The sequence below is a fragment of the Bacteroidota bacterium genome (assembly GCA_016706865.1).
Classification (GTDB): Bacteria; Bacteroidota; Bacteroidia; order Chitinophagales; family BACL12; genus UBA7236.
In genome coordinates this window covers 1015558-1040229 of the sequence record JADJIS010000002.1, presented here as the reverse complement: position 1 = coordinate 1040229, position 24672 = coordinate 1015558, and the positions used below count along the sequence as shown (strand labels likewise).

The window sequence follows — 24672 nt, the reverse complement described above, 5'->3', positions numbered from 1 at the left end:
AATACGGAGGAAAACCACCTTCGCTCAAGAGCGACTGAGGGTCTCGCTCTTAGCGAGGCTCTCAGTAATGGTAATATCCCCAAGAACCCCGAGCGACTGAGGGTCTCGCTCTTAGCGAGGCTCTCAGTAACGGCAATGACACCCACCCTCCCGACAAAACTCAGAACTGAAACATGTAGTGATCGATGCAGGAGATCTACTGCATGTCAGAACCCGGAACACAGAACTCAGAACATTTTTTAGTTGAAAAGGTATAATTCGGAGGAAAATCTCCCTCCCGTCAATAACTCAGAACGCAGAACTCAGAACTCAGAACGCTTTTCTGCTTAATTTTACAAAATGACTTTCAGATCAGGATACGTAAACATAATAGGCAAACCCAACGTTGGGAAATCTACTTTGATGAATGTGTTGGTGGGGGAAAAACTTTCTATTATTAGTCCGAAGGCACAGACAACCAGAAAAAGAATTTTGGGAATTGTTTCGGATGAAAATTCGCAGATCGTTTTTTCCGATACTCCCGGAATAATTGATTCACCGGAATATAAATTACACAGTTGGATGAACGATCAGGTGAAAGTTGCATTGCAGGATGCAGATATTATTTTATTTATGACAGATCCGTGGGACAGAATTAATGATCAACATGAAATTATTCAGCAATTAAATAAAAGTACAATTCCTGTTATTGTCATCATCAACAAAACAGATGCAATTACACAACCAAAAACATTAGAATTAATTGCAAATTGGAAAGAAATATTACCAGGAAAAGAAGTGCTGCCAATTTCCGCTCAGGAGAAAACAAATATTGATGTTTTATTAAAATTAATTTCCTCTCAACTTCCCGAACATCCACCCTATTTTGATCCGGAAGAAATTACCGATCAATCGGAAAGATTTATTGCTGCGGAAATTGTGCGCGAAAAAATATTTTATAATTACAAACAGGAAATTCCATATTCGGTGGAAGTTGCCATTGAAGAATATAAAGATAAAGAAACATTAATTGCTATCCGCGCAGTTATTTATGTTAGTAAAGAAACACATAAATCAATAATAATAGGTAAGGGCGGATTAGCAATAAAAAAAGTAGGCATAGAAGCCCGCTTAGACATAGAAAAATTCACCGGCAGAAAAATATTTTTGGAATTATTTGTGAAGGTGAAGGAGAACTGGAAGAATGAGGATAGGAGTTTGAAGTACTTCGGCTATAACTAAAGAGTATTTAGTATATAGTATAAAGTAGTTAGATAGCGCCGTCGATGGGATGGGGAGTAATACTCTGAATGAAACGCTTCAGTTATCCTACTGAAATTTGGATAACTGAAGCGTTATAAATTAAAAATAGTATCCCCTTTTTAATTCCTTACCACACCTTCCTTCCTTTATTTCCTTAGACCCTTAACCTTCTCCCTTCGAATCTTCTCCCTTCGAATCTTCAAATCACTTATTGCATTTTTATTTCAACTCTCCTATTTTGCGCTCTACCTGTTGCAGTTTTATTATCTGCAATTGGAGTTGTTTCACCAAATCCTGCAGAAGTTGTTCTGTTTGCTTCCACACCTTTATCAGTAAAATATTTTTTAACAGAAGCTGCTCTTTTATCGGAAAGTTCCTGATTCATTTTATCATCACCAACATTATCTGTATGTCCTTCAATTGACCAAAATGTTGTTGGATATAATTTCATGATACTAACAATATTATCTAAGGTGGTGTAAGATGATTTTTTAATTACATCAGAACCGGTTTCAAATTGAATTGATTTTGCAGCAAAATTTACTTTGGCTACAATTTCTTTTTTTATTTCTTCCGCAATTACAGGGCAACCATTTGTTGCCTTTACACCCGCTTTATCCGGACAACTATCATCCATATCTGCAATACCATCTCCGTCGGCATCGGGGCATCCTTTTAAAGCAAGATCACCTCTGTCTTTCGGACAACGATCATCCTTATCTGCCAAACCATCACCGTCAGAATCAGGACAACCATTAAATTTTGCAAGACCTTTTTCATTTTTACAGGCATCATCGAGATCCGCAATTCCGTCACTATCGGTATCGGGGCATCCCTTAAATTCTGATTTACCTTTATCCTTCGGGCAACGATCATCTTTATCAGCAATTCCATCTGCATCTGTATCCGGACAACCATTAAATGCGGCCAATCCTTTTTCATTCGGACAGGCATCATCTTTATCAGCCAATCCATCGCGATCTGTGTCGGGGCAGCCGTTAAATTCTGGTAGACCTGCATTATTTGGACATGCATCTTCGGCATCTGTAATATCATCGAAATCAGAATCGGGACAACCATTAAATTTTAAAAGACCTGCTTTTTCGGGACAGGTATCTTCCCAGTTTGCGATCCCGTCGCCATCAGAATCTTCACCTTTTCCAAAACGAATTACCATTCCAAGAGAATGGTGGGCATAATTTCTTCCGTCTTCATTAAATTGAGTGGTTAGTCCGGTTTGTGCATTTATTCCGAATAACGGTGTGAACCAAATATCAAAACCCAAACCCAATTTACCTTCTGGAAAACCTGTTGTTGCATCCATTTTTAAGGCTTCCAGATAATTATATCCAACACCTCCGAAAATATAGGGAGCAAAACAACTGTTCTCCTTTAAAATATAACCATTTGCCAGATGATACTGCAAACTGATATCTCCATCCACCCACAATAAAGAACTTTCAGTATTTGACAATTTGTTAGGGTTTATACCGGTTGCTGAAACAGAAGCATCCAGGGAAAAAGATCTGTTTAAAGATGCCCCAAAAGTATATCGGCTCACCACAAAACCGCTCTGGAGATCCCCTGTGTCAACCAGATCTCTCAAATAAGTTTGACCATCCAGTCTATAATCTATAAGATGTGTACCAAATCCAAATTTGTAGGGATGATCTGAATTTTGCGCATTTACTAATGTAAATGAAGCCAAAAAACAAAAAAGGAACAAGTGGATCCTGATTCTCATAAAATAAAATTTAGCGGTTAAATTATGGTGCTAAATAAGTGTTAAAATTTAATAAAAAAGATGTTTTACCTCACTTTTTTTCAGATTTAAATCAATGGATTAAACATTGAGTATTCTTATCAAAATTTATTATTGGGATGATTAACTTTGTGGCTCTAAATTTTGTTACCTAATACAGTTATGGAAATAGTAAAGTGTTTAATTATCGGGTCGGGACCCGCAGGATATACTGCTGCAATTTATGCAGCTCGCGCCAATTTGAAACCGATAATGTATACGGGCATTGAACCCGGAGGTCAGCTTATGCAAACTACAGATGTGGAAAATTTTCCGGGTTATCCAAACGGCATTTTGGGTCCTGAAATGATGGAAGACCTGAAAAAACAAGCCGAGCGGTTTGGCACTGATGTTCGTTTTGGAATTGCAACACGGGTTGAGCTTTCGGGCAAGGTAAAAAAAGTATTTTTTGATGATGGAACATCCATAGAAGCATATACTGTTATTATTTGTACTGGTGCAAGCGCAAAATGGTTAGGATTGGAATCGGAAAAACGATTAAATGGAAACGGTGTAAGTGCATGTGCTGTTTGTGATGGGTTTTTCTTTCGCAATCAGGAAGTGGCGTTAGTTGGTGCCGGAGATACTGCATGTGAAGAAGCACTTTATCTTGCTAAACTTTGTACTACAGTACACATGATCGTAAGAAAAGATCATTTTCGCGCAAGTAAAATAATGCAGGATCGTGTATTAAATACACCAAACATTAAGGTGTATTGGAATTCAGAAACAGTGGAGGTAATTGGCGATGGAGTAGTTACAGCTGTTAAAATTAAAAATACAAACAACAATGAAATAACGGAAATTCCAATTACCGGTTTTTTTGTTGCTATCGGACATCAACCCAATACATCTATTTTTGAAGGCATTATAGATATGGATGCACAGAAATATATCGTAACAAAAAATGGTTCTACAAAAACAAATATAGAAGGTGTTTTTGCCGCAGGAGATGTGCAGGATAAACATTACCGACAAGCAGTTACAGCAGCAGGAACGGGCTGTATGGCTGCTTTGGATGCTGAAAGATATTTAACGGAAGTTGGAATTGAATAAGAAATTATTCTGCATCTGAACATTTATTTATTCTGCGTGTTACAATTATAGAATGGAAAAAACAATTTATGGTTTTACTGCGCGGAATTCAGCAGGCAAAGAAATTTTATTCGATCAATTTAGAGACAAAGTTCTACTTATTGTAAATACAGCTTCGGGTTGTGGGCATACACCACAATTAGCCGAGTTGGAAGAAATTTATCAGCGATATAAAAATTCCGGATTAATTATATTAGGATTTCCCACAGATCAATTCTCGCAGGAACCATTGGAAGGAAAAGCTATTGATGAATTTTGTTCCGTTAATTACGGAGTTACTTTTCCAATTATGGAAAAAGGGAATATAAAAGGCGAACACGCACATCCCCTATTTCAATTCTTTGCGGATAAAAAACAGAATGGAAAAATAAAATCTTCTCCCTATTGGAATTTTTACAAATATTTGATTGGCCGGGATGGAAAAGTAATAGATTATTTTTTTACTTACCGTCATCCTACAAACAGAAAAATAACGCGTGCCATAGAAAAAGCTTTATCCGTTAAAACCACCTCTTCAAATACTGCCTTGTCCGCTCAAAAACTTTAATAAGTTCCTGTAACTTTGTTACATGAAACTGAACATACTTGCCTTTGGAGCACACCCCGACGATGTGGAATTAAGTTGCAGTGGTACTCTTATCAGCCAAATAAATAAAGGAAATACCGCTGGAATAATTGATCTCACAAGAGGAGAATTAGGTTCCCGAGGAACTGCGGATATCAGAGATCTGGAGGGAGAAGATGCACGAAAAATTATAGGCGCCTCCATTCGCGAAAATTTAAATCTGGAAGATGGTTTTTTTCGCAACGATCGTGAAACTCAAATAAAAGTAATTTCTGTAATACGAAAATATCAACCCGAATATATTTTATGTAATGCAACGGAAGATCGTCATCCGGATCATGGTCGCGCTTGTAAATTAATTGAAGATTCTGTTTTTTTATCGGGGCTTGTAAAAATTGAAACCGAAGAAAATGGAACATCTCAAAAACCCTGGCGGCCCAAAATGGTTTTACCATATATTCAGGATAGATTTATTAATCCTGATATTGTAATTGATATTTCCGATGTATGGGAACAACGAATGGAAAGTATAAAGGCACATCGTTCCCAATTTTACGATCCCAATTCCAACGAACCGGAAACTTATATTGCATCTAAAGTATTTTTCGACATGATAGAAAGTCGTGCCCGCGAAATGGGCAGGAGCAGCGGATTTAAATATGCTGAAGGATATACTTGTGGCAGAATGTTTGGTATAAAAGATCTCACGCAATTATATTAATAATGCTGATTGAATGTTTATTATTTACTGCAAGCCTTATTTTTACAAGTGACATATCATCACCTTTAAAAATAAATGAAACGCACGATGATATTCACTTACTGCATCCCGGACAATTTCACGGAGACGAGGTAATTGCAAATGCAGAACAGTTGGAGTGGTATGGATTATTTACTAATGACAAAGGAAGTTATATCGAAAAAACAAAAATAAAAATAGATGCTATTTACGATGTAATATTAGATGAAGACAGCACTATTAGATCCGGAAAATTTATAAGTATTAAAAATGACGATATATGTATCACTTTAATATCAGGACTAAAGTTAATTGAAGGATCAATTGATGCAATACTACCATCAAAATATTATCTTGATCCGGGAGAAAAAATGGAATTTACCTTATCCAATCAAACATATTTTTTTGAAGCAAGCGGAATTAAATCAGATACAGTTTTTCAGGAGTGGCGTGATATCATCGATTACAAATTATTTTTCAATAAAAATAATGATCCTTCTAAAAAACAACTATTAATGTCGGAGGCATATTTAGAAGGAAGTATTGGTGGAATTATTTGGATCGGTGATTTAAACCGCGATAAAAAACCCGATCTAATTATGAATTTATCCAATCATTACAACAGAGGAAATACTACTTTATTAATATCAGGCGATTCAGAAAACGGAGAACTTGTAAAAAAAGTTGCGGAGTGGAATACCACAGGATGCTAAAAAAAAGATCCCGGAACTTTCGAACCGGGATCAACTGATATACATATAATCAAGACAACTCTCTTTATTTGGTAACAGCGCTTTTAGCTTCTTTAATTCTTGCTGATTTACCTTTTAATCCACGAAGATAAAATATTTTAGCTCTGCGTACCTTACCCACTTTATTTAATTCGATACTTTCGATATTAGGCGAAAATAATGGAAATATTCTTTCTACACCAACTCCGTTAGAAATTTTTCTTACAGTAAATGTAGCTGTTCTGCCGGTTCCTTTTCTCTGAAGCACATCACCTTTAAAGGCCTGTGTTCTGGATTTATCACCCTCAATGATCTTGTAATTTACGGTAATAGTGTCACCAGCCTTAAATTGTGGAATTTCTCTTGGTTCAATCAGGTCTAATTCCAATGTTTTTATAATATCCATAACCCTTTTTTAAAAGTGGACTGCAAAGATACGTGGAATTTATTTTTTATTCAAATTTTACGTCAATTTATAGCGTGGGGTATAAGTGAGTAAAAAATCGGTGCAGACGCGCGTGGTTTTCAGTCGTATTATATTTTTCGCCTTTAATACTCACGGACTGAAGTCCGTGGTTACAAGATGGTTCGTCCCTGCGGGACTGGATATAGAGCGGGGCTTTTTTATGCACTGTGTGAGGTATTTAGTGATAGGATTTCTCGATTTTGTTAGACTATTTATCTTCAAGCAAATCAGGCCTCCTTACTTTTGTTTTTTTCAAAGCCTCTTCCTGCCTCCACTCCTCAATTTTTGCAGTATGCCCGCTCAAAAGTATCTCCGGAACTTCCCAATCGTTAAACACAGCCGGGCGTGTATACACAGGAGGAGCAAGCAAATCATCCTGAAAAGAATCAGACAAAGCAGAAGTTTCATCGTTTAAAACACCGGGAATAAGCCTGCCGATTGCATCCACAAGCACTGCAGCTGCTAATTCGCCTCCGCTCAAAACATAATCGCCAATGGAAATTTCGCGAGTGATGAGGTGTTGACGAACCCGGTCATCAACACCTTTATAATGACCGCATAAAATGATGATATTTTTGTAGAGGGATAGGCGGTTTGCTATTTTTTGGTTGAAAGTTTCGCCATCGGGGGTCAGATAAATTACTTCGTCATAATTTCTTTCTGCCTTCAAACTATTGATACAATTAAAAATGGGCTCTACCATCATTACCATGCCCGCTCCACCACCAAACTGATAATCATCCACCTGATTATGTTTAAAGGTGGAATGGTCTCTCAGATTTACGATATTGATTTCCAAAAGTCCTTTATCGGCTGCTCTTTTGAGAATGGAGTGATCGAAAGGAGATCGCAACAATTCGGGAAGTACGGTAATGATATCGATTCGCATATGAGAGATTTAATAACGACAGTAAGGGTCGCAAACATTTCAAAGGTCCAGTAATCCGTCGGGGATCCGGAGGTAAAGTGTATTCTTTTCTTCATCAATGGAGATGATAATATCCTCATGAATGGGGATCATAATATCCTTACCATTAAAATTTACTTCAATTAATTCGTAATCTCCCATATCTGAATAGCCTATCACCCCTCCAATTTCACCCGCAATTTCATCCACAACCTGATAACCTAAAAAGGGAGTTACTTCTTCCTCATCTTCCGATAATTGATAAGTTTTACTTCCGAAAACAGGTTTTTTAGTAAAATATTCTGCGTCCTCCTTATTGGTAATTTCTTCTACCTGCACAAGTGCATCACCGTCTTTAAAATATTCGATCTGCTTAATAAAATAGGGCATTTTTACACCTTTCACCAAAAAATAAAGAGCTTCCGAAACCGAAAGCTCTTTAATATTTTCATTGAAAGCAATACGAAGCTGACCCTTCACACCGTGGGTTTTTATAACGAAACCGATCTCTGTCAGTTCGTCACCCACCAATTATTGCTCGTTTGGTTTTTCTTCTTCGGTGGTATTTTCCACTGCATCAGGCGCTGCTTCCTCTGTTGTATTTTCAACATTATCAACAACCTCAGAAGTTTCAACCACAGTATTTTCCACTTCAGGTGTTTCCACTTCTGCAGTTTCTACCTCGTTAGATACCTCAGTTGTTGCAACTTCAGCGGCAGCCTCATCAGCAATTGCTTTTGCAGCAGCAGCTTTTTTGGATGCTTCTTCAAGGCGTTTTGTATTGATACGGGCAACTTCAGCAGCTTTTTTAGTAGCAATGCTATCTTCCACTTTTTTCACATGGTCCATAACCGCACCTTCGTGAGATTTGATCCATTCCTGAAATTTAGTTTCGGCAACATCCAAAGTAAAAGCACCTTTTGCCACACCACGTAATAAATGTTTTTTGTATAAAACACCTTTGTAACGCAAAATTGCATTGGCAGTTGTAGTAGGCTGAGCGCCTTTCTGCATCCAATCAACGGTTTTATCAACGTTAAGGGTAATTTGCGCTGGAACGGTTGTAGGGTTATAAGTTCCTAAACGTTCGATAAATTTTCCGTCGCGCGGAGAATTTACGTTTGCCACAACAATATGATAGAAAGGCGCTTTTTTTCTACCGTGACGCTGTAATCTGATTTTAGTAGCCATGTTAAAACATGTATTTTTTTAAGTTAATAAAAGTCTCAGATCAACTCCGATGAACGGAGGGGTTGAGATTGGAGCGCAAAGGTACGGACAAAGCCTGAAATAACCAAAATAATCGGGTTAAACCCATGGGAATCAGTCCCAATTGCTGAGATCGCGGCCTATCAATGATGCGAGTTTTGCCCGGTCTTCACGGTAATATGCTTTAAGATGATTTTTTTCTGCCTCCGTGATCTTTGGTATGTTTTCCTGTGAGTAGATCAATCCCTTTATTTTGTTTTTTAGGTCCGGAGGGAAAATTCTTTTTACCAAGCCATAGACACCTATCTGTGTGAGCCAATAATTTAATTTCCCAAATCGCGGCATTCCGGCTTCATTATATCGTTTGCTCATGTCGAGTTCAAATTCTGGATCCACTCCTAAAAATTTAAAAAGATCCTTCATTGTTCCTTTCGCATCTTTCTTAAAATCATCAAATAGGATCACCTTGATCTGTTCTTTGGGAAATTGATCGTAATATCTTTTTACCTGCTCATAATAATTTCCAACTTCCAGATATAAATGACTAACTCCCCATCCCTTTTTTTGTTTTTGCTGATCAGCTTCAATTTCTTTTAAAAGATCCTTTTCTTTTATTTTTCCCAATTTCAGATTCATTAAAAACTGAGAATATAATCTTTCAACAGGATCTCTTAATATCATTACAATTTTAACTTCGGGAAGTTTATTTTTAATTGCTGTTGCGGTGGATGGAAGATATAGATACGAATTCGAAACCTCACCTATCGCCTTTTCATTTTTAATATTCCTGAATAATTTCTGATATTGCTCCCAGGTTCTTACATGTGCAATATGTATTTTATGTTCCATATCACCCGAAAGAAATTTATCTACATTAATTGATACATCTTGCTTGTAATCCACATTAAAATCATCAAACATCATATCCGCATCACTAAAAAAATTCGTCTCCTTTATCGGCGACATATACACCTCCGGATGCAATTGCAAGTACTCATGCAATGAAGTTGTTCCCGCTTTCACGGCACCTACAATTATAAATGTTGGAAGGTTTTGCAATGTTTTTAGTTCTGAATTTTTAGTTCTGAGTTCGGGGTTCTGAGTTCGGGGTTCTGAGTTCGGGGTTCTGAGTTCTGAGTTTTGAGTTCTGAGTTCTGAGTTTTGAGTTCTGAGTTATCAATTACCTCCGAAGCTTAATCATCATGCCGACTATCATTGTCAATTATCAATTGTTAAGTATCAATTAACGAAGGTATTTCCAAAAAACGATCCTCGCCACATTAATACAATTATACATCATAAATGAATACCATGGTACTTTGATATTATTCCAGCTTTCAGGAAAATCGTAATTCCAACGTTTTAAATAGGGTCCGAAAATATATTTAGCGCGTTTTTTTGCTTTGTCGCTTTCGTAGTATTCCCAGAATGTTTTTGTTTTATCAGCGGTTTTATTAGCCACCGGTATATCCCTTACTTTTTCGACTCCGATAATTTTTAAGGCTTCGGCAAAGTCGTTATTCAAATTCTCAAAACGAATGATAAAATTCATGCGTTTATGTTCAATTATACTCCAGCTTGCATAAGGAAAACTATATGCACGCATAAAAAAATCTTCGAAATTTTCTCCTTTTTCAATAATGGATTTGTATTGTCTCACATTCCACCAACGCATGATATATTTTCTTAAAAAACCATGTTTCATTAATCGTGGTTGTGAATATCTGTTTTCGTGATCGGTTTTAAATTTAAAGTAGTTGCTCACACAAATATCCATAGGGTTGCGCAATCCACTAATTACTTTAAAGGTTTTTTCTTCAGCGGTGGCCTTCTTCAAAAAGTCGGTACTGTAGAGTGCATGTTTAAATAAAATTTCATGGCCATCGTAATTCGTTTTCAATTCTTTAGCAATAGCACTACTTGCCGTTTGTGGCAGTTCTACAAAAATGTATTTATGTTTGTGACTTATGATCATGATTCAAATTTGGTATTAAAAATGGCCTTATAGATCACTTTTGCTTCACTCATATTTCCTTTTGAAATATATTTTAAACTTCTTGTGATCAGATGAAGATATAAAAAAAATAACTGAGGGCGATAATATTTTTTATATAATTTTATTTTTCCTCTGTATTTATAATTTAATGCTTTGAGTTGCCATTTACTTTTTTTAGGACTGTTGCCGGTGGATGCCCCTTGTTTATGATAAACTTTGCTTTGAGTTGCCACACCAACTTTCCATCCCTTTAATTTTGCTCTTGCGCTCCAATCATTTTCTTCATTGTACAGAAAATACTCTTCACTCATTAATCCCACATCCAATAAAAATGCTGAACTCACAAACATGGATGCACCTATTACATAGTTACATTCAATTTCCACGTTATCGTACTGTCCATTATCTTTTTCCTGTGCACCGATAATATTTGATTTTCCTGAATATTTATTAAAAACAGCGCCCACGCCCTGAAAAATTTCAGGTTTATGATATAACATTAATTTACTTCCAATAATGCCAATATTTTGTTTTTCCTGCCTTTTTATTTCTGCATATTTTACCAGTTCGGAAATAGCATTTTTTTCTATCACAGTATCGTTATTCAACAGCCAAACATAATCGAAATTACTGTTGAGTGCATAACGCATTCCGGTATTATTACCTCCGGCAAATCCAAGGTTTATTTTGCTTTTAATAAATAATATAGGCATTATACCATCCAAGGGACCCAGTCGCATGGTATCAGATTCACCAGACTCCGCCCTAAAATAAAGAAGTGGTTTGTGCGCCGGTGGACAAGATAAATTTAATAATTTATTATCAGCAGTCAAGGAGGTATTCACCTCTCCCCGCGCCCATTTTAAAAATTTTTCCCAGCTTTCATCTTCACTTCCATTTTCTACAACAACGATCTGGTAATTGCGATAATCACTTTTTAAAATGCTTTCCATGCATTCAATAGTATCTTGCCAGGTTTTGTAATTAACCAGAACTATACAAACTTTTGGATTCATGTTTAGGGTCATTTAATCCAGTTTGACAGGTCTTTGTTCAACAATACGGATAACTTGGAAATATCTTCGGAAAACTTTTCTAACATAAATTGTTTAGCGTTTGCAGGTATTTCACCTTTTTCTCCCTTTCCCTTATAAAATACTTTTACAAAAATATTTTTCAGCACCTGCGGTGATAATCTTTTCATCAACGGCCGAATACCTGATTTATTGAGAAACCAGGTAATATTTTTATATTTTGGAGTAAATACTTCATTGTACCTTGTAGAGGTATCGGGCACGAAGGAACTATCCACCCCAATAAATTCATATAATTCTTTTACAACCTGAGCCGCATTCTTTTTCATATCCTCAGTAAAAATGATCTTCACATTATCCTTACCAAATAGATCTAAATATCGTTTTACCTGTTGATAATATAAACCGATCTCTGTATACAAATGGGCATTACCCCAAACTTTAGGTTTATAATCATAATCTTCTACCAAAGCCTTATAAAAATCAAATTCGTTGCTGTTTCCGGTCCACAAATTCATTCTGTAATGAGAATACGCTCTATCGAAAGGATTTCTCAAACAAATAATGATCTTACAGTCAGGTATCAAAGCTTTAATTTCCTTTGCTGCTACTTCTGAAAATAAATAGGACGTGCTTAGTTCTCCAACAGCTTTTTGGTCTTGTACTTTAGAAAATAATTTTTTATACTGCTCGACATCTCTTATGAAAGCAGCATGAAATTCTTCCTTCATTTCGCCGTTCACATACTTATCGATATCCTGCAATTTATTTTGTGCGAATTCTCTTTTAAATAAATTCACATCTATATCCTTCGAAAAAAAATGGGGTTCCTTTACAGGGGATAAATAAACCTGTTTATGTTGTTTTAAATAATGATATATAGAAGTTGTGCCGCCTTTATTGGCGCCAACAACAATAAATGTAGGCAATATGGTTTTATAGTTCTCCATTTATGCTTTAAAGTTCAACAATAGATCGGCAACATCTTTTTGCAAACAATATACGTTGTTTATTTGTTCAATGTTCGGGATTTTAACAGAGCCAATCAATTTATAATCTGGCACCGAAATTACCTGCACCATATTGGGAACGGCTTCACCACCCGGAAACAATCCGAGATATCTTTTTCGTGTTTCGCTTACACCACCGTAATACAGATTTTTATTGCTATCCAGATCTCCTCCTCTTCCAAAACCTTTGGTATCCATAGTTCTTAAAAAATTCCAGTTCTTATCAAATATTTTTAATTCAAAATGTCCGCTGTCAAACACCCAATATTGATTATTTATCTTTCTTACACTATGTGGAGCCTTAAAATTTAACGGAAATCTTTTTCTTTTTGAAATATTCACCACTCCACCATTTCCCTGACTTTTAATAAATTTTTGGGCAATTCTTTTCATTAATTGACGGCCGGAAGTATGATGAACTAAAATATAAAGATCACCTTCATACCCTTCGAAAATAAGATTACAATGAAATTTATCCACTACTTCCGTATCTGCATCACTTTCACCCTCTTCCGGAGCGTTTGATTTAAAATCTGTTAGATTTATGCGTTCGCCAATTGAATTTGTTTCAATATTATAACTTACTATTTCATCATGTTTTGTATTGGATATCCAAATAAATTTTCCGATCATGGTAATTTCATGAATATCGGTAAGATTGGGTATTTCCAATTTTTCGTACCGGTTGTCCTTTAAAATAAAACGAAATACTTCATTACTGGAAGCGATATATAGGACATAAGGATCATTCTCGTGCCAACACATGCTACTCATGCCAAGGTCTCCCCATGCATTAAAAAAATTTACGGGCACTATTTTAGTATCCTCATCAATGAGTTGCATAGAACGAATATTGTCACGACTAATTTCTCTATCGGCAGGATTGGCATTTAGGGATCCAATTACGAGTATTTTTTTTTCCTTGTCGATCAATTGCATGCTTTACAAATTTAAATTTAAAATGAATTTTTAAGTGCTATAGTTTCAGGCAAACCTTGTTTATCCATTTGCACCTCTAACAATTTATATGCATAAATTATTAGAATAAATACAGCAGTAGAACCTGGTTGCATAAATAAATATCCTTTCGCCAACGAAGATAAAAAACAAAATATCAAAAAATATTTTGAGGCAATCATAAATGGCTCATGTTTATATCTTCTGATAAATTTAAAGCTTCTGAACGCGATCAAAAATTGAAAATAAATTACCAAAGATCCCAGAATTCCATAAGTCATAATAGAACCCAGAATTCCGATATCACCCGGAGGAACCGTTGTTATATCATTAACTCCTGAAGAGGTTTGAGTTTCAGCTCCAAGTTTTCCCACTCCTATCCACCAGCCGATGGCATAATCCTGCAGATAGATCAATAAAATACCTATCTCTTCGATGCGCGCATCAACAGAACTTTCTCCCGTGACATCGCCGGTAAAAATTAAGGCAAATAAACTGGTATATTGAAAAATATATTCACTTACCCGATCAGGAATAATGGCATACATAATACCCATGATCACAAGAAATCCAACTCCAATAGAGGTGAAAATCCTGACTGCTCGCTGCCAGTTCACTTCAAACATGTAAAATACAAAAAGTGTAGCTATAACGGAAAGCATTACGGAGCGTCCCTGATGGAGGAAAAAGAGATACGACAAATTGATTACAGAAAACCATAAACTTACTCTATCGCGTTGTTTAACATATTTAACCGTATAGTATACTGAAAGGAATGCAATAAAGTCAATTCCAAATTTAAATCGATATCCACCTTTAATATCGCTAAATCCAACAAAAGAATAATCCAGATAAGCTTTTGGGTCGAGAAATAAATAACACATGATAAAATAAATCATTGTTCCCCATCCAAGCCAAATAAGTGCTCTATAGAGGTCGCCGATGGTAATAAAACGTGTTTGCAGCAGGTAAATAATTACGAAAATTCCGCTTATTCCGTACCAATGGCGTTGCGAAGAAAGTCCGATCATGAAATTTTGCCCTTCACTAATTACAGCGGCAAGTCCTGCCCAGACCGGAAGAACAATTATCATTACATAATAATAGTTAATTTCATCAATTGTTTTACGCACCATAAAAATATAGAGAGCGTATACGACTGTAAAACTGATAATAAATAAATACCAAAGAATTTCAAATGGAGTGTAGTAGTCTACAAGTGGGGTTCGTGTTAAAATCCTTGTTGTAAATAAAATAAATATGATCAATATAACCGTTTTACCAAAAACGGATATTGGTTCTTTAAATATACCTTTTTCCTGTGCTAATATCCCCATTTTATTTATACCAAACTCCCAGGTTGCGGTTTATTAATTGTTCTGTTAAATGAATATCATCTATAAAATATGTCAGCAAAATTCTACTTCTCACTTCCTGTGATAATTTAGGACTGGCTACTTTTTGGATATTCTTGCGGATGAAAAATTTTCTTATGTTTTTTCTGGCCTCCTTGGAAGGAAGAACAAACTTCAAAAATTTCTTCGCAAAATTAGGTTTTCTTACCAAATCTCTGATAATCTCGTTTTGCGCTTCCCCGGCCTCATTGCTATGAATATTAATATCCAGGGCTTCATAGGCCACATTCAAAAATTCCTGGACCTTTTTAATCGTATTTTCTTTGTTTTGTATAAAATCTTCCTCAAATACCAAAAAAAGAAAATTTTCAGGCGGGAATACTTTTAAAAATTCATTTAAATGTTTGCCATACATCCCTCTTTCTATATATGCAAATATTTTTTGTTTTTTGATATCCTGTTTTCTATTTTTTTCCTCCAAAATTGCATTTTCAAAATCCAGATCCTCCAACCCTTTTTTCCTGGTCATAAGATAATGAGAATATGCCCTGTCGGCAGGATTTCTTAAAACAACAATTATTTTTACTTTTTCGCCAAGTGTTTCTGCAATGCGTTTTGCAGTAAATGGGAACAATAAATAATCAGGGTCAAATTCTCCAACTGCTTTTTGTCCCTGATAATTTGTAAAATAACTATTATAAAAAGAGTTGCCTTTTTGATAATCGGTATCAAATAAAAAAAACTTTGTTTCTTTAATGGGAGGAATACAAATTTCACTATGCTGATATAAAATATCTGCCAGGGTTGTAGTGCCAGCTTTTTGCGCACCTATACAAATGAAATTTTGTTTCAGCTCTTTCATATTATACCCTGAGCCAATCGCTCAGATCTCTTTCCACAATAGTTTGTAATTTTAAAATATCCTCTTTGTATTTTTTAATAAGCAATTGTCTCGTTTTCGGATCCATCTCTGTTTTTTTCAGATTGTAGCGCAACAATTTATCTTTGATCCAATTGCGTAATTTTTTCTTTGTTTCCCTGTTCATTCCTTTTCTAAAAAAATTCAGAACGGGATTTTTTCTTGTTGTAATTATTTGTTTAAACCACTTCACCTTCATTTCTCCGCTCTGGTTTCTTCTTATCATTTCCTTTTTTTCAGAACCCTTAACTTGAAGAAAGGAATAAATATCTTCTAATAATTTATCCGGATTTTTTTCAAGGGTGTCGTAAAATACAATTTTCACATCATCAAAATTGTCGAGATAGTTTTTCACCTGTTCATAATAAAATCCTTTATCAGTATAAAAAAAATCGAAGTGCCAGTTTTCTTTTTTCCGAATTTCTTCTTCCTTTATCGCTTCTTCAAAGGTTAATGGTTCCCGAAGATCTCTCCTGTTGTGCATGTATTGCGAATAAGCGCGTTCAGAAGGATCACGCAGAACAATTAATATTTTTATTTTTCTATATTCCGGTACCAGTTTTTTTATATTGGAAATTGTTTGTTCATGAAAATATAAATATGGAGTGGAAGACTCCCCAGCAATTTTCTCCTCATGACCATTAAATAATTCCTGATAGGCATCGATAGTAGTTGTATATCTATGACGCATATCTTTATACTGCGGATCCTGATTGAAGAAAGTAAAAAAGCATGGTTCCTTTTGAAGAGGCATAAAAATATCATCATGATTGCCAAGAAATTCATGCAACGAAGTAGTACCTGCACGTGCTGTGCCGACTATTAAAAAATTGGGCCATCTGTTTTTTACATCATTCAATTTCCGTATCGTTATTTATTTCAGAAACATTATTATTATTCTTTTTCTTCTTTTTACTAAACGCAGCGGCAATATCGGCAAATGGATTATAAATTGTATTGATACCCATTGTAAAATAGATCTGCAGCGCACATCCCAAATTTAAAATTGTTCGTGAGACTGCTGTTGCGATAGCCGCTCCAATAATTCCATACATGGGAATTAATATCAAATTTAATCCAACATCTATCACAACCGTTGCCAGTGCATAATACATGGTAACCTTTTGGCGGCCGGTCATATTAAGTAACACTGTAACCGGTCCTGTTAAAACGTTTACCGCCTGCCCGAGCGTTACAATAATAAATACAATAATTGCCTCTTCCGTTGTAAAACCTTTTCCGAAAGTCCACAAACAAAATTTAGGAAAAACTAAAAATAAGAAAAGAAATGGAATACACGACCAGAATATAAGTCGGGTTGCTTGCCTGACACTGTTTTGAAGACGTTTATCATCCTTGGCACCGTACGCCTCCGCGAATTTAGGTCCCGCAATTGCATTTATTGAAATGAGTGGAATTGTAGCCAATGAGGTTAATCGGGTTGCCACTCTGTAAATTGCAACCATAGGTTCAGTAGCGTACCACGCCAAAATCAAAATATCAAGCCAGGTATATATCATGGTAAGATATTTCGCCGACATCATAGGAGCAGAAACCTTAAGTAATTCAGGGGTGGTGATTTTTTCATGCGATTCTATAATAGCATTAAGGGCAGCTTGGGAAGGCAGATCCTTTTTGTTCTTTTTTTCTTTTTTTACAAAAAACTCACTTTTCGCAATTACAGGATTTTTTAAATAGAAAATCCATAAAAACTGAGCGATTAAAAATGCGACAAAAATTCCTATACAATAAGATAAATTAACCCATAACTGATCTTTGGAAAATAATCCGAATAATAATAAAAACAAAATAGCAACTAACTGATTTACAACTTGTGAAATCCAATTAAATTGTTTTGTTTTTTTGAGGCCTTTAATACATTCCTCACTTAATCCTCCCAATACATAAAACAAAATTGACACTGCAAAAATTTGCATGTACAATGTATATTTTTCGAAATCGGGTGCCGTAGGGTCAAATAAATTATCGGTAAAAAAAGGAATAATAAAAAAAGTTGCTGCAGATAAAAATACACTAATAGGTATTACAATTTTTAATGCGATCTTGTAAGTATGTTGCACAAGGTCCCAACGGTTTGCTGCGCTATACTGTGCTACAAATCTCGACATGGCCATATCCACTCCAAACCTTCCGAAAATTCCAACAATACTGAGAATACTTAATCCAACGGTATACACTCCCATGGCTTCTTGTCCATATAGCCATCCGATCACCATTAATAGCAGGTAACCGGTCACTCTTCCTAATAAACTAATAATTGTTCCGGAAAATCCCTTCTTAAAGATCTCAGAAAAATCCTGATCTCCAAATTTTCTTACAATTTTCTTTTTAAGTTTGCTGATCATAACGAATCATCCGCAGAAGTATTTTGAATGATCGTTAAACTATCAGGTTTGGCATTTTCAGATGGTTGAATACCATTTTGCATATCAATTCTCTGCAAAAATTCATCAACAAATATTTCGGTAAATATTTTTGCTCCAGGAGCATTTAAATGTGCAAGATCAAAAAGATTTTCTCTTTCGTTTAACATTGGATAAGCAGAAGGGTCCTGAAAACCAATTTTATTTTCTGCAGGCAATTGATTGTAAAGGGGGATCAAATATTCATACCTGTCGCCTAAACGCTGCGAAAGCATAATTATTAATTTAATATCATTTTGCTCACAATATTTTATCAGGTCGGTGAGATTTTTTTCTATGGTTTTATTCGGGTTTACTGTTGCATTTTCATACTTATCGAATAAAAACTGACAACGTTGTGTGCGAAAAGCTATGGTATCAGGAGTGCGCAATTCAGAATAACGCACAGCAAGGTCTCCATCCGGATCATCTTTCATTTCCTGATCAAGTGAATAAAATCCTCTTCTATCAGGCCCTAATGTTCTTTCGTCAACATTCATTCCAGTTGCCTGTTGAACTATGGCAGTTCCCATTCCGATCATTAATGATTTTTCACAGAACGAAAAGGCATGTAAACCCGGAACACTTACTTTTTTTGCAATTCCTTTTTCTGATTCCCAACTAGCTTTCATCACGTCAAAAATATTATCCGGGGTATACCAAAATATCATTTCTTTTTTGTGAAGATTATCTGCACCCATCTTTGTAAGTTCGGAAAGGTCTATCACTACGTATTTCAAATTGGATTTATCATACTTAATTAAGTTTTCAAGCATGTAAACTGATTGTGGAGTTCTGTTTGCAGGAATGCCGAAATTATAGGACTTTATTTTTAATTCAGGTCGCTCTGCATTCACAATAGAATCGAACTCCACAGGATTAATATGCCTATAGGTTGTACTTGCCCCAATAAACAGCGTATTATATTGATCGCTGTTTTCAACGTATGATTCATATTTAGAGTTAAGCCTGATATTCCCCCAGGAAAATGGCATAGTAATGATAGCGATCTGGCTAAAAACCAAAACTATCAAAACCAATAACCCAAACCTAAGAAATAATTTTTTCATGTTTTAAAATTGGAAATAAATAAATACGGAATCTGTTGTAACTGCAAACCATGATACCAATACTGTTATCAAAATGTAAAATCCCCATCTTAAATAAACCGGTTTAGCAGCAATTCTTTTTTCTATCGTTACATCTTTATGCGTATATAAATTATAATCAGTGTATAATAAAATTGCTACAAAAAATATTGACAGCCAAAAATCTATCACACTAGGTGTTGAACCAGCCGGCGAACTTGAATTAATTAGCGCCCATGTTGTATCGGGATGATTAAATATACTTTGAATAATTATCCATGATTCGTTGATATTTCTGGAACAAAAGAAAATATCCGGAATACATGTTAAATTGAATATCCAGAACATCAATAAAAAATTTGTCAGCCATTTTGCTTTTGGCAAAAGTGTAGGCAAATTAATTTTAGGAAAGTATCTATCCCATATTCGTGAGATCACAATAAAAGATCCATGCACAAATCCGAACATGATAAAAGTCCAGTTGGCTCCATGCCAAAATCCCATAATAGTTAAGGCAGCTAAATTATTAAATAGCATACGCGGGAACGAAACTTTACTTCCACCCATAGGTATATAGAGATAGTCGCGCACCCAAACTGTAAGGGTGATATGCCATCGTTCCCAGAATTCTCTGATAGATTTTGCGAAATATGGCGTTTTAAAATTTTCCCTGAGATTATGACCCATTATTCTGGAAGAACCAATTGCTATATCACAATATCCCGAAAAATCGCAATATACCTGAATAGCAAATAACCATGTTGCCAGAATAACAGCAAATCCACCATGATCGCCCGGCTGATTATATACTTCTCTTACAAATATTGCGAGCCTGTCGGCTATTACAACCTTTTTAAAGAAACCGTAAAGGATCCTGATGAGCCCCTGTTTTACTCTTTCATAATCAAAATCGAAATTTTGTTTTAACTGGGGAAGAAAATCTTCTTTACGTTGAATTGGCCCTGCCACCAATTGCGGCCAATAGGCAACAAATGTTGCAAAAAAACCGAAATTCTTTTCTGCTTTTGCTGTGCCCTTATAAACATCCACGGTATAACTGATTGCCTGAAATGTATAAAAAGATAATCCTACCGGCAGCAGTAATTTAAATTCGGGAACGTTGTAGAAAATATTTAGGCTATCGAATACAACGCGTGCAGAATCGTTAAAGAAATTAAAATATTTAAATAGAAAGAGTATGGATAAATTCATCACAATACTCAATATCATCCAGGGTTTTCGTTTCTTTTTATCCTCGTGTTTCGACATTTGCAAGCCGCACAAATAGTCGATGGAGGTAGAAAGAACTATCAGGAAAGCATATTCTGCTTTCCAACACATGTAGAAATAATAACTTACGAATAATAACAACAACCATCTCCATTTATAGGGAATGGCGAAGTACAGGAAGATAACAGCCGGTAAAAAAATTAAAAAATGTAAAGAGTTAAAAACCATTTTCCAACAAATTCTTTAATTACACCTCAGTGTCAAATTTTATTACTTTCTGTATCTATTAATGATTGACTTGCTTTTTCCTTGTTATATTTTTCGATCACAAGTTGCTTTTGTTTGCCTTCCTCTACAGAGTCGCGAATATATTTGCGCACACCCAATCCTATACTTGTTAAAAATGCACCCAAAATAAATCCAATTATCATGAACATTGTTGTCTGTTCTTTTTCCTTTATTGTAGAATATTTTGGTTGGTCAATAATATCAACTAGTGGTGTTTTATTTTGAAGATCGAATAAAGCCAATTGTAATTGAGCGTAGGTGGTGGAATATTCCGTGGTAACCAATCCTATGTCGCGCAATAATCTGTTTTGACCGAGATAACCTGCAAATTTTACCTGATAACTGGAATTATCCTGCAATTTGGCTAATAGGTCTTCCTTTTGTTCCAATAATTTTCTTAAAGAATCCGATTTAGTCTGTAAAAAATTTACGGTTATTTCCTCATTTTTTACTTGAGTGCTGATATAATAAGCAGATCCTGCGTAAGCGAGATAGTCAGCCATATAAAATGAAAAATCTCTGCTGAGTGACGAAACCTCCATTTGATTCATCCCGAGATCATCGCTGAATTCGGTTGTGATATCATTCTCAATAAATTCGTCATAAATAACTGTTAAACAACTATCCTCTTTTCTTGTTAAAGAATCTAAACTTCCATGTTCCAATCTAAAATCCTTCACCTTTTTTTTCTTCGACCATTTCGGATACATTTCGATATAGAAATTGGCAAGATAATCTTCGCGTGGAGGAACTCCTTTTTTTACAGATAATGTTCTTTTTTCAGTAAGTGCCTGTTTTACAAGTGTTCTTGATTGAAGTACTCCCAAAAATAATTCATTTGTAAACTCCGATCCTGTTGCAAGTCCGATACCGAATGAACTGGCCAGTGAGGCCAAAGAGGAAGTGGAAGAACCTTCTGTTCCTTTTACGGCAAAATCTGCATGAGAAATATAACTTTCTTTTTTCCAAACAGAATAAAAGCGAAGTAGAATGGCAAGTAAAATTGCCACTATTAAAACAACCCACCACTTTTTTAATATATAACGGCGGTATTCACCGAATTTGGTAAATAAATCACCAATATTTATTTCATCATTATATGGACGATCGTACTGCATAATCTTTGTTCTCGTTTTTTGCTTTATTGATTATTATCAGCGTTGTAACAAAACATAAATTGTTGCAAAACTCAAGATACCTGCACTAAATGTAGTTGCAAAAGTATTCCAATCAAATGGTTCCTTTGGTTCAACATTTTGTTCGATCTCAATTTTCTCTTCCGGTTTCTGTGGAACTACAATTTGGCTTCCTTTTACTTTTACTCTAGGATAAAAATGTATAAATAGGAAATTATGTGTTCTGTGAACATAACCATTTGGTTCAACTACATAAGTTTCACTTCTTTTGGCATCATCATCGAAATTCTTACCATATTTTTTGATAAAATGACGAGCGGATCTACCTTTTTCAAAAGGAACTACAACAGTTCCCGGATCACCGATAAACGGATATTTTATTTCTCCCTTTAATGCAACAAGATCACCTTGTTTAGGAACAGTAACAATATCACCTGCCCGCATTACATAATTATATTTCGATTCGGGATTTTCCATTGCCTTTCCAAGAAAAACCAGGGTAGAAGTAACATCCAATCTGTTCATTGTTGTTCCTTCTGCATAAGCCCATTGTGTTAAACCGCCTGCTCTTTCAATTACATCTGCCAAAGTTTCTGTGCGCGATAATAAAGTATAAACTCCGGGATATTTAACCTCACCCAAAATGGTAATATTTTTCTGATATTCAAATTCAGGTGTAGTTCTTACATAAACCTGATCGTAAGGTTGAAGCACAAACGAATTTGCTGCATCATCCACATCCAGTGCTTTATCCACTGAAACTGATTGCACAACAACTCTGGTAGGTTCATTTTGATTGCTCGCATCACTAAAATTTACGATACGGGAAACCTCTATTTTATTATTTGCAGCCTCTACCTTTAATCCGCCCGAATAATAAAGAAGATCCTTTAAGGTCATTTGCTGATAATATGGAAATGATCCAGGCATTTTCACCGCACCATCTATTGACACATTAAAAGTTTCTCTGAATTCTTCCTTTGAAAATATATCAATAACATCAAATTTTGCTAATTTAAAATTGAAAGGAGAATTTGAATTTGCCAATACTTCATCCAATTCGAAAGGAATATAAACATCATTCATTTTAGCATCCTTGCGAATTAAATAAGCACGGTCGGTGTATGCATCATAATTCAAACCTTTTGCTTTTTCAATCAGGTCGGAAATACGCATATCTGCAGTAAGTTGATAGTTCCCTGGAAAACGACAAGCTCCTTGAATGGTAACAATATTTTCAATTACTTCCGGAATTTTAGAGAAAACTATTCTGTCTCCATTTATCAACGGAAAATTAATTTTTTCTCTTTCTACGCTATCCAGATTGAAATCGAGAACAACATTTTCGTTGTTAACATAACGGAAAATGGAAACGTTGCGTTTGTAAGCAGTTGATTTTAACCCGCCGGCGTAATAAATAAGTTCATTGAGGTTTTCACCGGGCACCAATTCGTATTTTGTCGGTCTGTTTACTTCTCCCTCTACCTGCACTACTCTGCCTATCCCGTTTACCACGATGTAATCGTTAGCTTCCAGGTAAGTATCATCCGTTGCACCCGGATTCATCAGGAATTGATACACATCCAAAGTTTGTATCACCCGATTATTTCTTTTTATCTGAATATTTCTCACAGAACCAATATCTGTTACACCGCCAGCTGCAACAAGTGCATTGAAAGCAGTATTAAAGGAGGAAATATTATAAGATCCAGGATTTACAACCTCTCCAACGATATTTACTTTTATGCTTTTGGAGTAGGTAAGTGTAACATCAAATTTTGAATTGGTAAGATCAAATGCCGAGGCAAAACGCTGACGCAGCAACTGTTTGGCGGCACTGAAGGTAAGCCCTTTCAAATAAATTCTACCAACTTCTATGGTTGTTATATACCCTTCCTCATTGATCGTAAAATTGGAATTATAATAAGCATAACCCCATACTGCAATGGTTATCATGTCGCCTTCGCCTAGAATATAGTTGTCTCCAACCTTAGAGTTTGGCACTTTTTCAAACAGGTCTATCGAACCGCTGCGAAAAAAGTCCTGACCCCAAATTGGAGCAGGGGCAGGTTCATCACCGATAACTTCTGCAATAGCCTCCTGAACAGCAGGAGATGCAATAACTGAAGTATTTGGTGCCAGGGTGTTTATTTGGCTATTGGCAGCATCAACAGCCGACTGTTGCGCATCCTGTATCATTGTGGCAGATTCCACGGCAGTTGAAGTTGAAGTGCCGGTAGTTTCCATAATGGCATCAATCTCAGTCTGGTCGAACCCCAAAGATTCAAGTGTTCCTGATGATACAGCTGGTACAACAGGCGTTTGTGCATTAAGGGTAAAAATGGTACTTGCAACTAATAAGATCAAGCCCAACGAAGAAATCTTCTTCATACTTTTTTTAAAATTTCGTGCAAAGATATAGCTATTCGACCAATCAACCAGTACAGGTTGAAAAACAAATTTGACTTTCATGAATTTGAG

At 35.6% G+C, this 24672-nt stretch carries 23 protein-coding genes; 5 read left to right on the top strand and 18 right to left on the bottom strand.

Going from position 1 to position 24672, the window contains the following annotated elements:
- Positions 1 to 339 precede the first annotated feature (339 nt).
- Positions 340 to 1221, top strand: coding sequence for a GTPase Era (gene era / locus IPI31_07495; GenBank protein ID MBK7567662.1), 882 nt, complete (start codon positions 340 to 342; stop codon positions 1219 to 1221).
- A gap of 229 nt (positions 1222 to 1450) precedes the next feature.
- Here era and IPI31_07490 read toward each other — a convergent pair whose 3' ends face one another.
- Positions 1451 to 2986, bottom strand: coding sequence for an OmpA family protein (locus IPI31_07490; protein MBK7567661.1), 1536 nt, complete (start codon positions 2984 to 2986; stop codon positions 1451 to 1453).
- Between the two features lie 180 nt (positions 2987 to 3166).
- Between IPI31_07490 and trxB the strand changes: the two genes are divergently transcribed.
- The 4 genes from trxB to IPI31_07470 are packed head-to-tail and all read left to right on the top strand — an operon-like array spanning position 3167 to position 6155.
- Positions 3167 to 4099: a thioredoxin-disulfide reductase gene (trxB, locus tag IPI31_07485; GenBank protein ID MBK7567660.1), complete on the top strand. Its 933-nt coding sequence runs from the start codon at positions 3167 to 3169 to the stop codon at positions 4097 to 4099.
- Positions 4100 to 4151: 52 nt separating this feature from the next.
- The gene (locus tag IPI31_07480) at positions 4152 to 4685 is read left to right on the top strand and encodes a glutathione peroxidase (protein ID MBK7567659.1); all 534 of its coding nucleotides are present in this window, start codon (positions 4152 to 4154) and stop codon (positions 4683 to 4685) included.
- Positions 4686 to 4707: 22 nt separating this feature from the next.
- Positions 4708 to 5424: a bacillithiol biosynthesis deacetylase BshB1 gene (gene bshB1, locus IPI31_07475; protein ID MBK7567658.1), complete on the top strand. Its 717-nt coding sequence runs from the start codon at positions 4708 to 4710 to the stop codon at positions 5422 to 5424.
- A gap of 2 nt (positions 5425 to 5426) precedes the next feature.
- Positions 5427 to 6155 (top strand): hypothetical protein, encoded by a 729-nt coding sequence (locus tag IPI31_07470; protein MBK7567657.1) that lies wholly within the window; start codon positions 5427 to 5429, stop codon positions 6153 to 6155.
- 64 nt (positions 6156 to 6219) lie between these two features.
- Here IPI31_07470 and rplS read toward each other — a convergent pair whose 3' ends face one another.
- The 17 genes from rplS to IPI31_07385 all read right to left on the bottom strand — a co-directional run bounded on the left by rplS (position 6220) and on the right by IPI31_07385 (position 24582).
- Positions 6220 to 6579: a 50S ribosomal protein L19 gene (gene rplS / locus IPI31_07465; GenBank protein MBK7567656.1), complete on the bottom strand. Its 360-nt coding sequence runs from the start codon at positions 6577 to 6579 to the stop codon at positions 6220 to 6222.
- A 268-nt stretch (positions 6580 to 6847) separates the two neighbouring features.
- Positions 6848 to 7528, bottom strand: a complete 681-nt coding sequence (gene trmD / locus IPI31_07460) for a tRNA (guanosine(37)-N1)-methyltransferase TrmD (GenBank protein MBK7567655.1) — start codon at positions 7526 to 7528, stop codon at positions 6848 to 6850.
- Positions 7529 to 7567: 39 nt separating this feature from the next.
- Positions 7568 to 8026: a hypothetical protein gene (locus IPI31_07455; protein MBK7567654.1), complete on the bottom strand. Its 459-nt coding sequence runs from the start codon at positions 8024 to 8026 to the stop codon at positions 7568 to 7570.
- Between the two features lie 51 nt (positions 8027 to 8077).
- Complete coding sequence (gene rpsP, locus IPI31_07450) at positions 8078 to 8737, bottom strand: 30S ribosomal protein S16 (GenBank protein ID MBK7567653.1); 660 nt, start codon at positions 8735 to 8737, stop codon at positions 8078 to 8080.
- Positions 8738 to 8869: 132 nt separating this feature from the next.
- Positions 8870 to 9814 (bottom strand): sulfotransferase, encoded by a 945-nt coding sequence (locus IPI31_07445; protein MBK7567652.1) that lies wholly within the window; start codon positions 9812 to 9814, stop codon positions 8870 to 8872.
- 184 nt (positions 9815 to 9998) lie between these two features.
- Positions 9999 to 10730, bottom strand: coding sequence for a hypothetical protein (locus IPI31_07440; GenBank protein MBK7567651.1), 732 nt, complete (start codon positions 10728 to 10730; stop codon positions 9999 to 10001).
- Positions 10727 to 11779 (bottom strand): glycosyltransferase family 2 protein, encoded by a 1053-nt coding sequence (locus IPI31_07435; protein ID MBK7567650.1) that lies wholly within the window; start codon positions 11777 to 11779, stop codon positions 10727 to 10729. Before IPI31_07435 ends, IPI31_07440 begins: the two co-directional genes overlap by 4 nt.
- Positions 11776 to 12735, bottom strand: coding sequence for a sulfotransferase domain-containing protein (locus tag IPI31_07430; protein ID MBK7567649.1), 960 nt, complete (start codon positions 12733 to 12735; stop codon positions 11776 to 11778). The genes IPI31_07435 and IPI31_07430 overlap by 4 nt, the downstream gene beginning before the upstream one ends.
- Positions 12736 to 13734 carry a hypothetical protein gene (locus tag IPI31_07425; protein ID MBK7567648.1) on the bottom strand — a complete coding sequence of 333 codons (999 nt, stop codon included), beginning with the start codon at positions 13732 to 13734 and terminating at the stop codon, positions 12736 to 12738.
- 17 nt (positions 13735 to 13751) lie between these two features.
- The gene (locus IPI31_07420) at positions 13752 to 15089 is read right to left on the bottom strand and encodes a hypothetical protein (protein ID MBK7567647.1); all 1338 of its coding nucleotides are present in this window, start codon (positions 15087 to 15089) and stop codon (positions 13752 to 13754) included.
- A gap of 1 nt (position 15090) precedes the next feature.
- Complete coding sequence (locus IPI31_07415) at positions 15091 to 15969, bottom strand: sulfotransferase domain-containing protein (protein MBK7567646.1); 879 nt, start codon at positions 15967 to 15969, stop codon at positions 15091 to 15093.
- 1 nt (position 15970) lies between these two features.
- Complete coding sequence (locus tag IPI31_07410) at positions 15971 to 16885, bottom strand: sulfotransferase (GenBank protein MBK7567645.1); 915 nt, start codon at positions 16883 to 16885, stop codon at positions 15971 to 15973.
- A complete protein-coding gene (locus IPI31_07405) occupies positions 16878 to 18392 on the bottom strand; it encodes a flippase (protein MBK7567644.1) in 1515 nt (504 codons plus the stop codon). Before IPI31_07405 ends, IPI31_07410 begins: the two co-directional genes overlap by 8 nt.
- Positions 18389 to 19519: a hypothetical protein gene (locus tag IPI31_07400; GenBank protein ID MBK7567643.1), complete on the bottom strand. Its 1131-nt coding sequence runs from the start codon at positions 19517 to 19519 to the stop codon at positions 18389 to 18391. Before IPI31_07400 ends, IPI31_07405 begins: the two co-directional genes overlap by 4 nt.
- Before the next feature lie 3 nt (positions 19520 to 19522).
- Positions 19523 to 20878 carry an MBOAT family protein gene (locus IPI31_07395; protein ID MBK7567642.1) on the bottom strand — a complete coding sequence of 452 codons (1356 nt, stop codon included), beginning with the start codon at positions 20876 to 20878 and terminating at the stop codon, positions 19523 to 19525.
- Between the two features lie 149 nt (positions 20879 to 21027).
- On the bottom strand, positions 21028 to 22173 hold the full coding sequence (locus tag IPI31_07390) for a hypothetical protein (GenBank protein ID MBK7567641.1): 1146 nt from the start codon (positions 22171 to 22173) through the stop codon (positions 21028 to 21030).
- Positions 22174 to 22209: 36 nt separating this feature from the next.
- Positions 22210 to 24582 carry an SLBB domain-containing protein gene (locus IPI31_07385; GenBank protein ID MBK7567640.1) on the bottom strand — a complete coding sequence of 791 codons (2373 nt, stop codon included), beginning with the start codon at positions 24580 to 24582 and terminating at the stop codon, positions 22210 to 22212.
- Between the last annotated feature and the right edge of the window lie 90 nt (positions 24583 to 24672).

Coding starts and splice junctions, on each gene's coding strand:
- IPI31_07435 (MBK7567650.1), bottom strand. CDS start 11,779: ATGACCCTAAACATGAATCCAAAAGTTTGTATAGTTCTGGTTAATTAC.
- IPI31_07405 (MBK7567644.1), bottom strand. CDS start 18,392: ATGATCAGCAAACTTAAAAAGAAAATTGTAAGAAAATTTGGAGATCAG.
- trxB (MBK7567660.1), top strand. CDS start 3,167: ATGGAAATAGTAAAGTGTTTAATTATCGGGTCGGGACCCGCAGGATAT.
- IPI31_07395 (MBK7567642.1), bottom strand. CDS start 20,878: ATGTGTTGGAAAGCAGAATATGCTTTCCTGATAGTTCTTTCTACCTCC.
- bshB1 (MBK7567658.1), top strand. CDS start 4,708: ATGAAACTGAACATACTTGCCTTTGGAGCACACCCCGACGATGTGGAA.
- IPI31_07400 (MBK7567643.1), bottom strand. CDS start 19,519: ATGAAAAAATTATTTCTTAGGTTTGGGTTATTGGTTTTGATAGTTTTG.
- rplS (MBK7567656.1), bottom strand. CDS start 6,579: ATGGATATTATAAAAACATTGGAATTAGACCTGATTGAACCAAGAGAA.
- trmD (MBK7567655.1), bottom strand. CDS start 7,528: ATGCGAATCGATATCATTACCGTACTTCCCGAATTGTTGCGATCTCCT.
- IPI31_07490 (MBK7567661.1), bottom strand. CDS start 2,986: ATGAGAATCAGGATCCACTTGTTCCTTTTTTGTTTTTTGGCTTCATTT.
- IPI31_07430 (MBK7567649.1), bottom strand. CDS start 12,735: ATGGAGAACTATAAAACCATATTGCCTACATTTATTGTTGTTGGCGCC.
- IPI31_07470 (MBK7567657.1), top strand. CDS start 5,427: ATGCTGATTGAATGTTTATTATTTACTGCAAGCCTTATTTTTACAAGT.
- IPI31_07425 (MBK7567648.1), bottom strand. CDS start 13,734: ATGCAATTGATCGACAAGGAAAAAAAAATACTCGTAATTGGATCCCTA.
- IPI31_07480 (MBK7567659.1), top strand. CDS start 4,152: ATGGAAAAAACAATTTATGGTTTTACTGCGCGGAATTCAGCAGGCAAA.
- IPI31_07415 (MBK7567646.1), bottom strand. CDS start 15,969: ATGAAAGAGCTGAAACAAAATTTCATTTGTATAGGTGCGCAAAAAGCT.
- IPI31_07440 (MBK7567651.1), bottom strand. CDS start 10,730: ATGATCATAAGTCACAAACATAAATACATTTTTGTAGAACTGCCACAA.
- rpsP (MBK7567653.1), bottom strand. CDS start 8,737: ATGGCTACTAAAATCAGATTACAGCGTCACGGTAGAAAAAAAGCGCCT.
- IPI31_07385 (MBK7567640.1), bottom strand. CDS start 24,582: ATGAAGAAGATTTCTTCGTTGGGCTTGATCTTATTAGTTGCAAGTACC.
- era (MBK7567662.1), top strand. CDS start 340: ATGACTTTCAGATCAGGATACGTAAACATAATAGGCAAACCCAACGTT.
- IPI31_07420 (MBK7567647.1), bottom strand. CDS start 15,089: ATGGGGATATTAGCACAGGAAAAAGGTATATTTAAAGAACCAATATCC.
- IPI31_07390 (MBK7567641.1), bottom strand. CDS start 22,173: ATGCAGTACGATCGTCCATATAATGATGAAATAAATATTGGTGATTTA.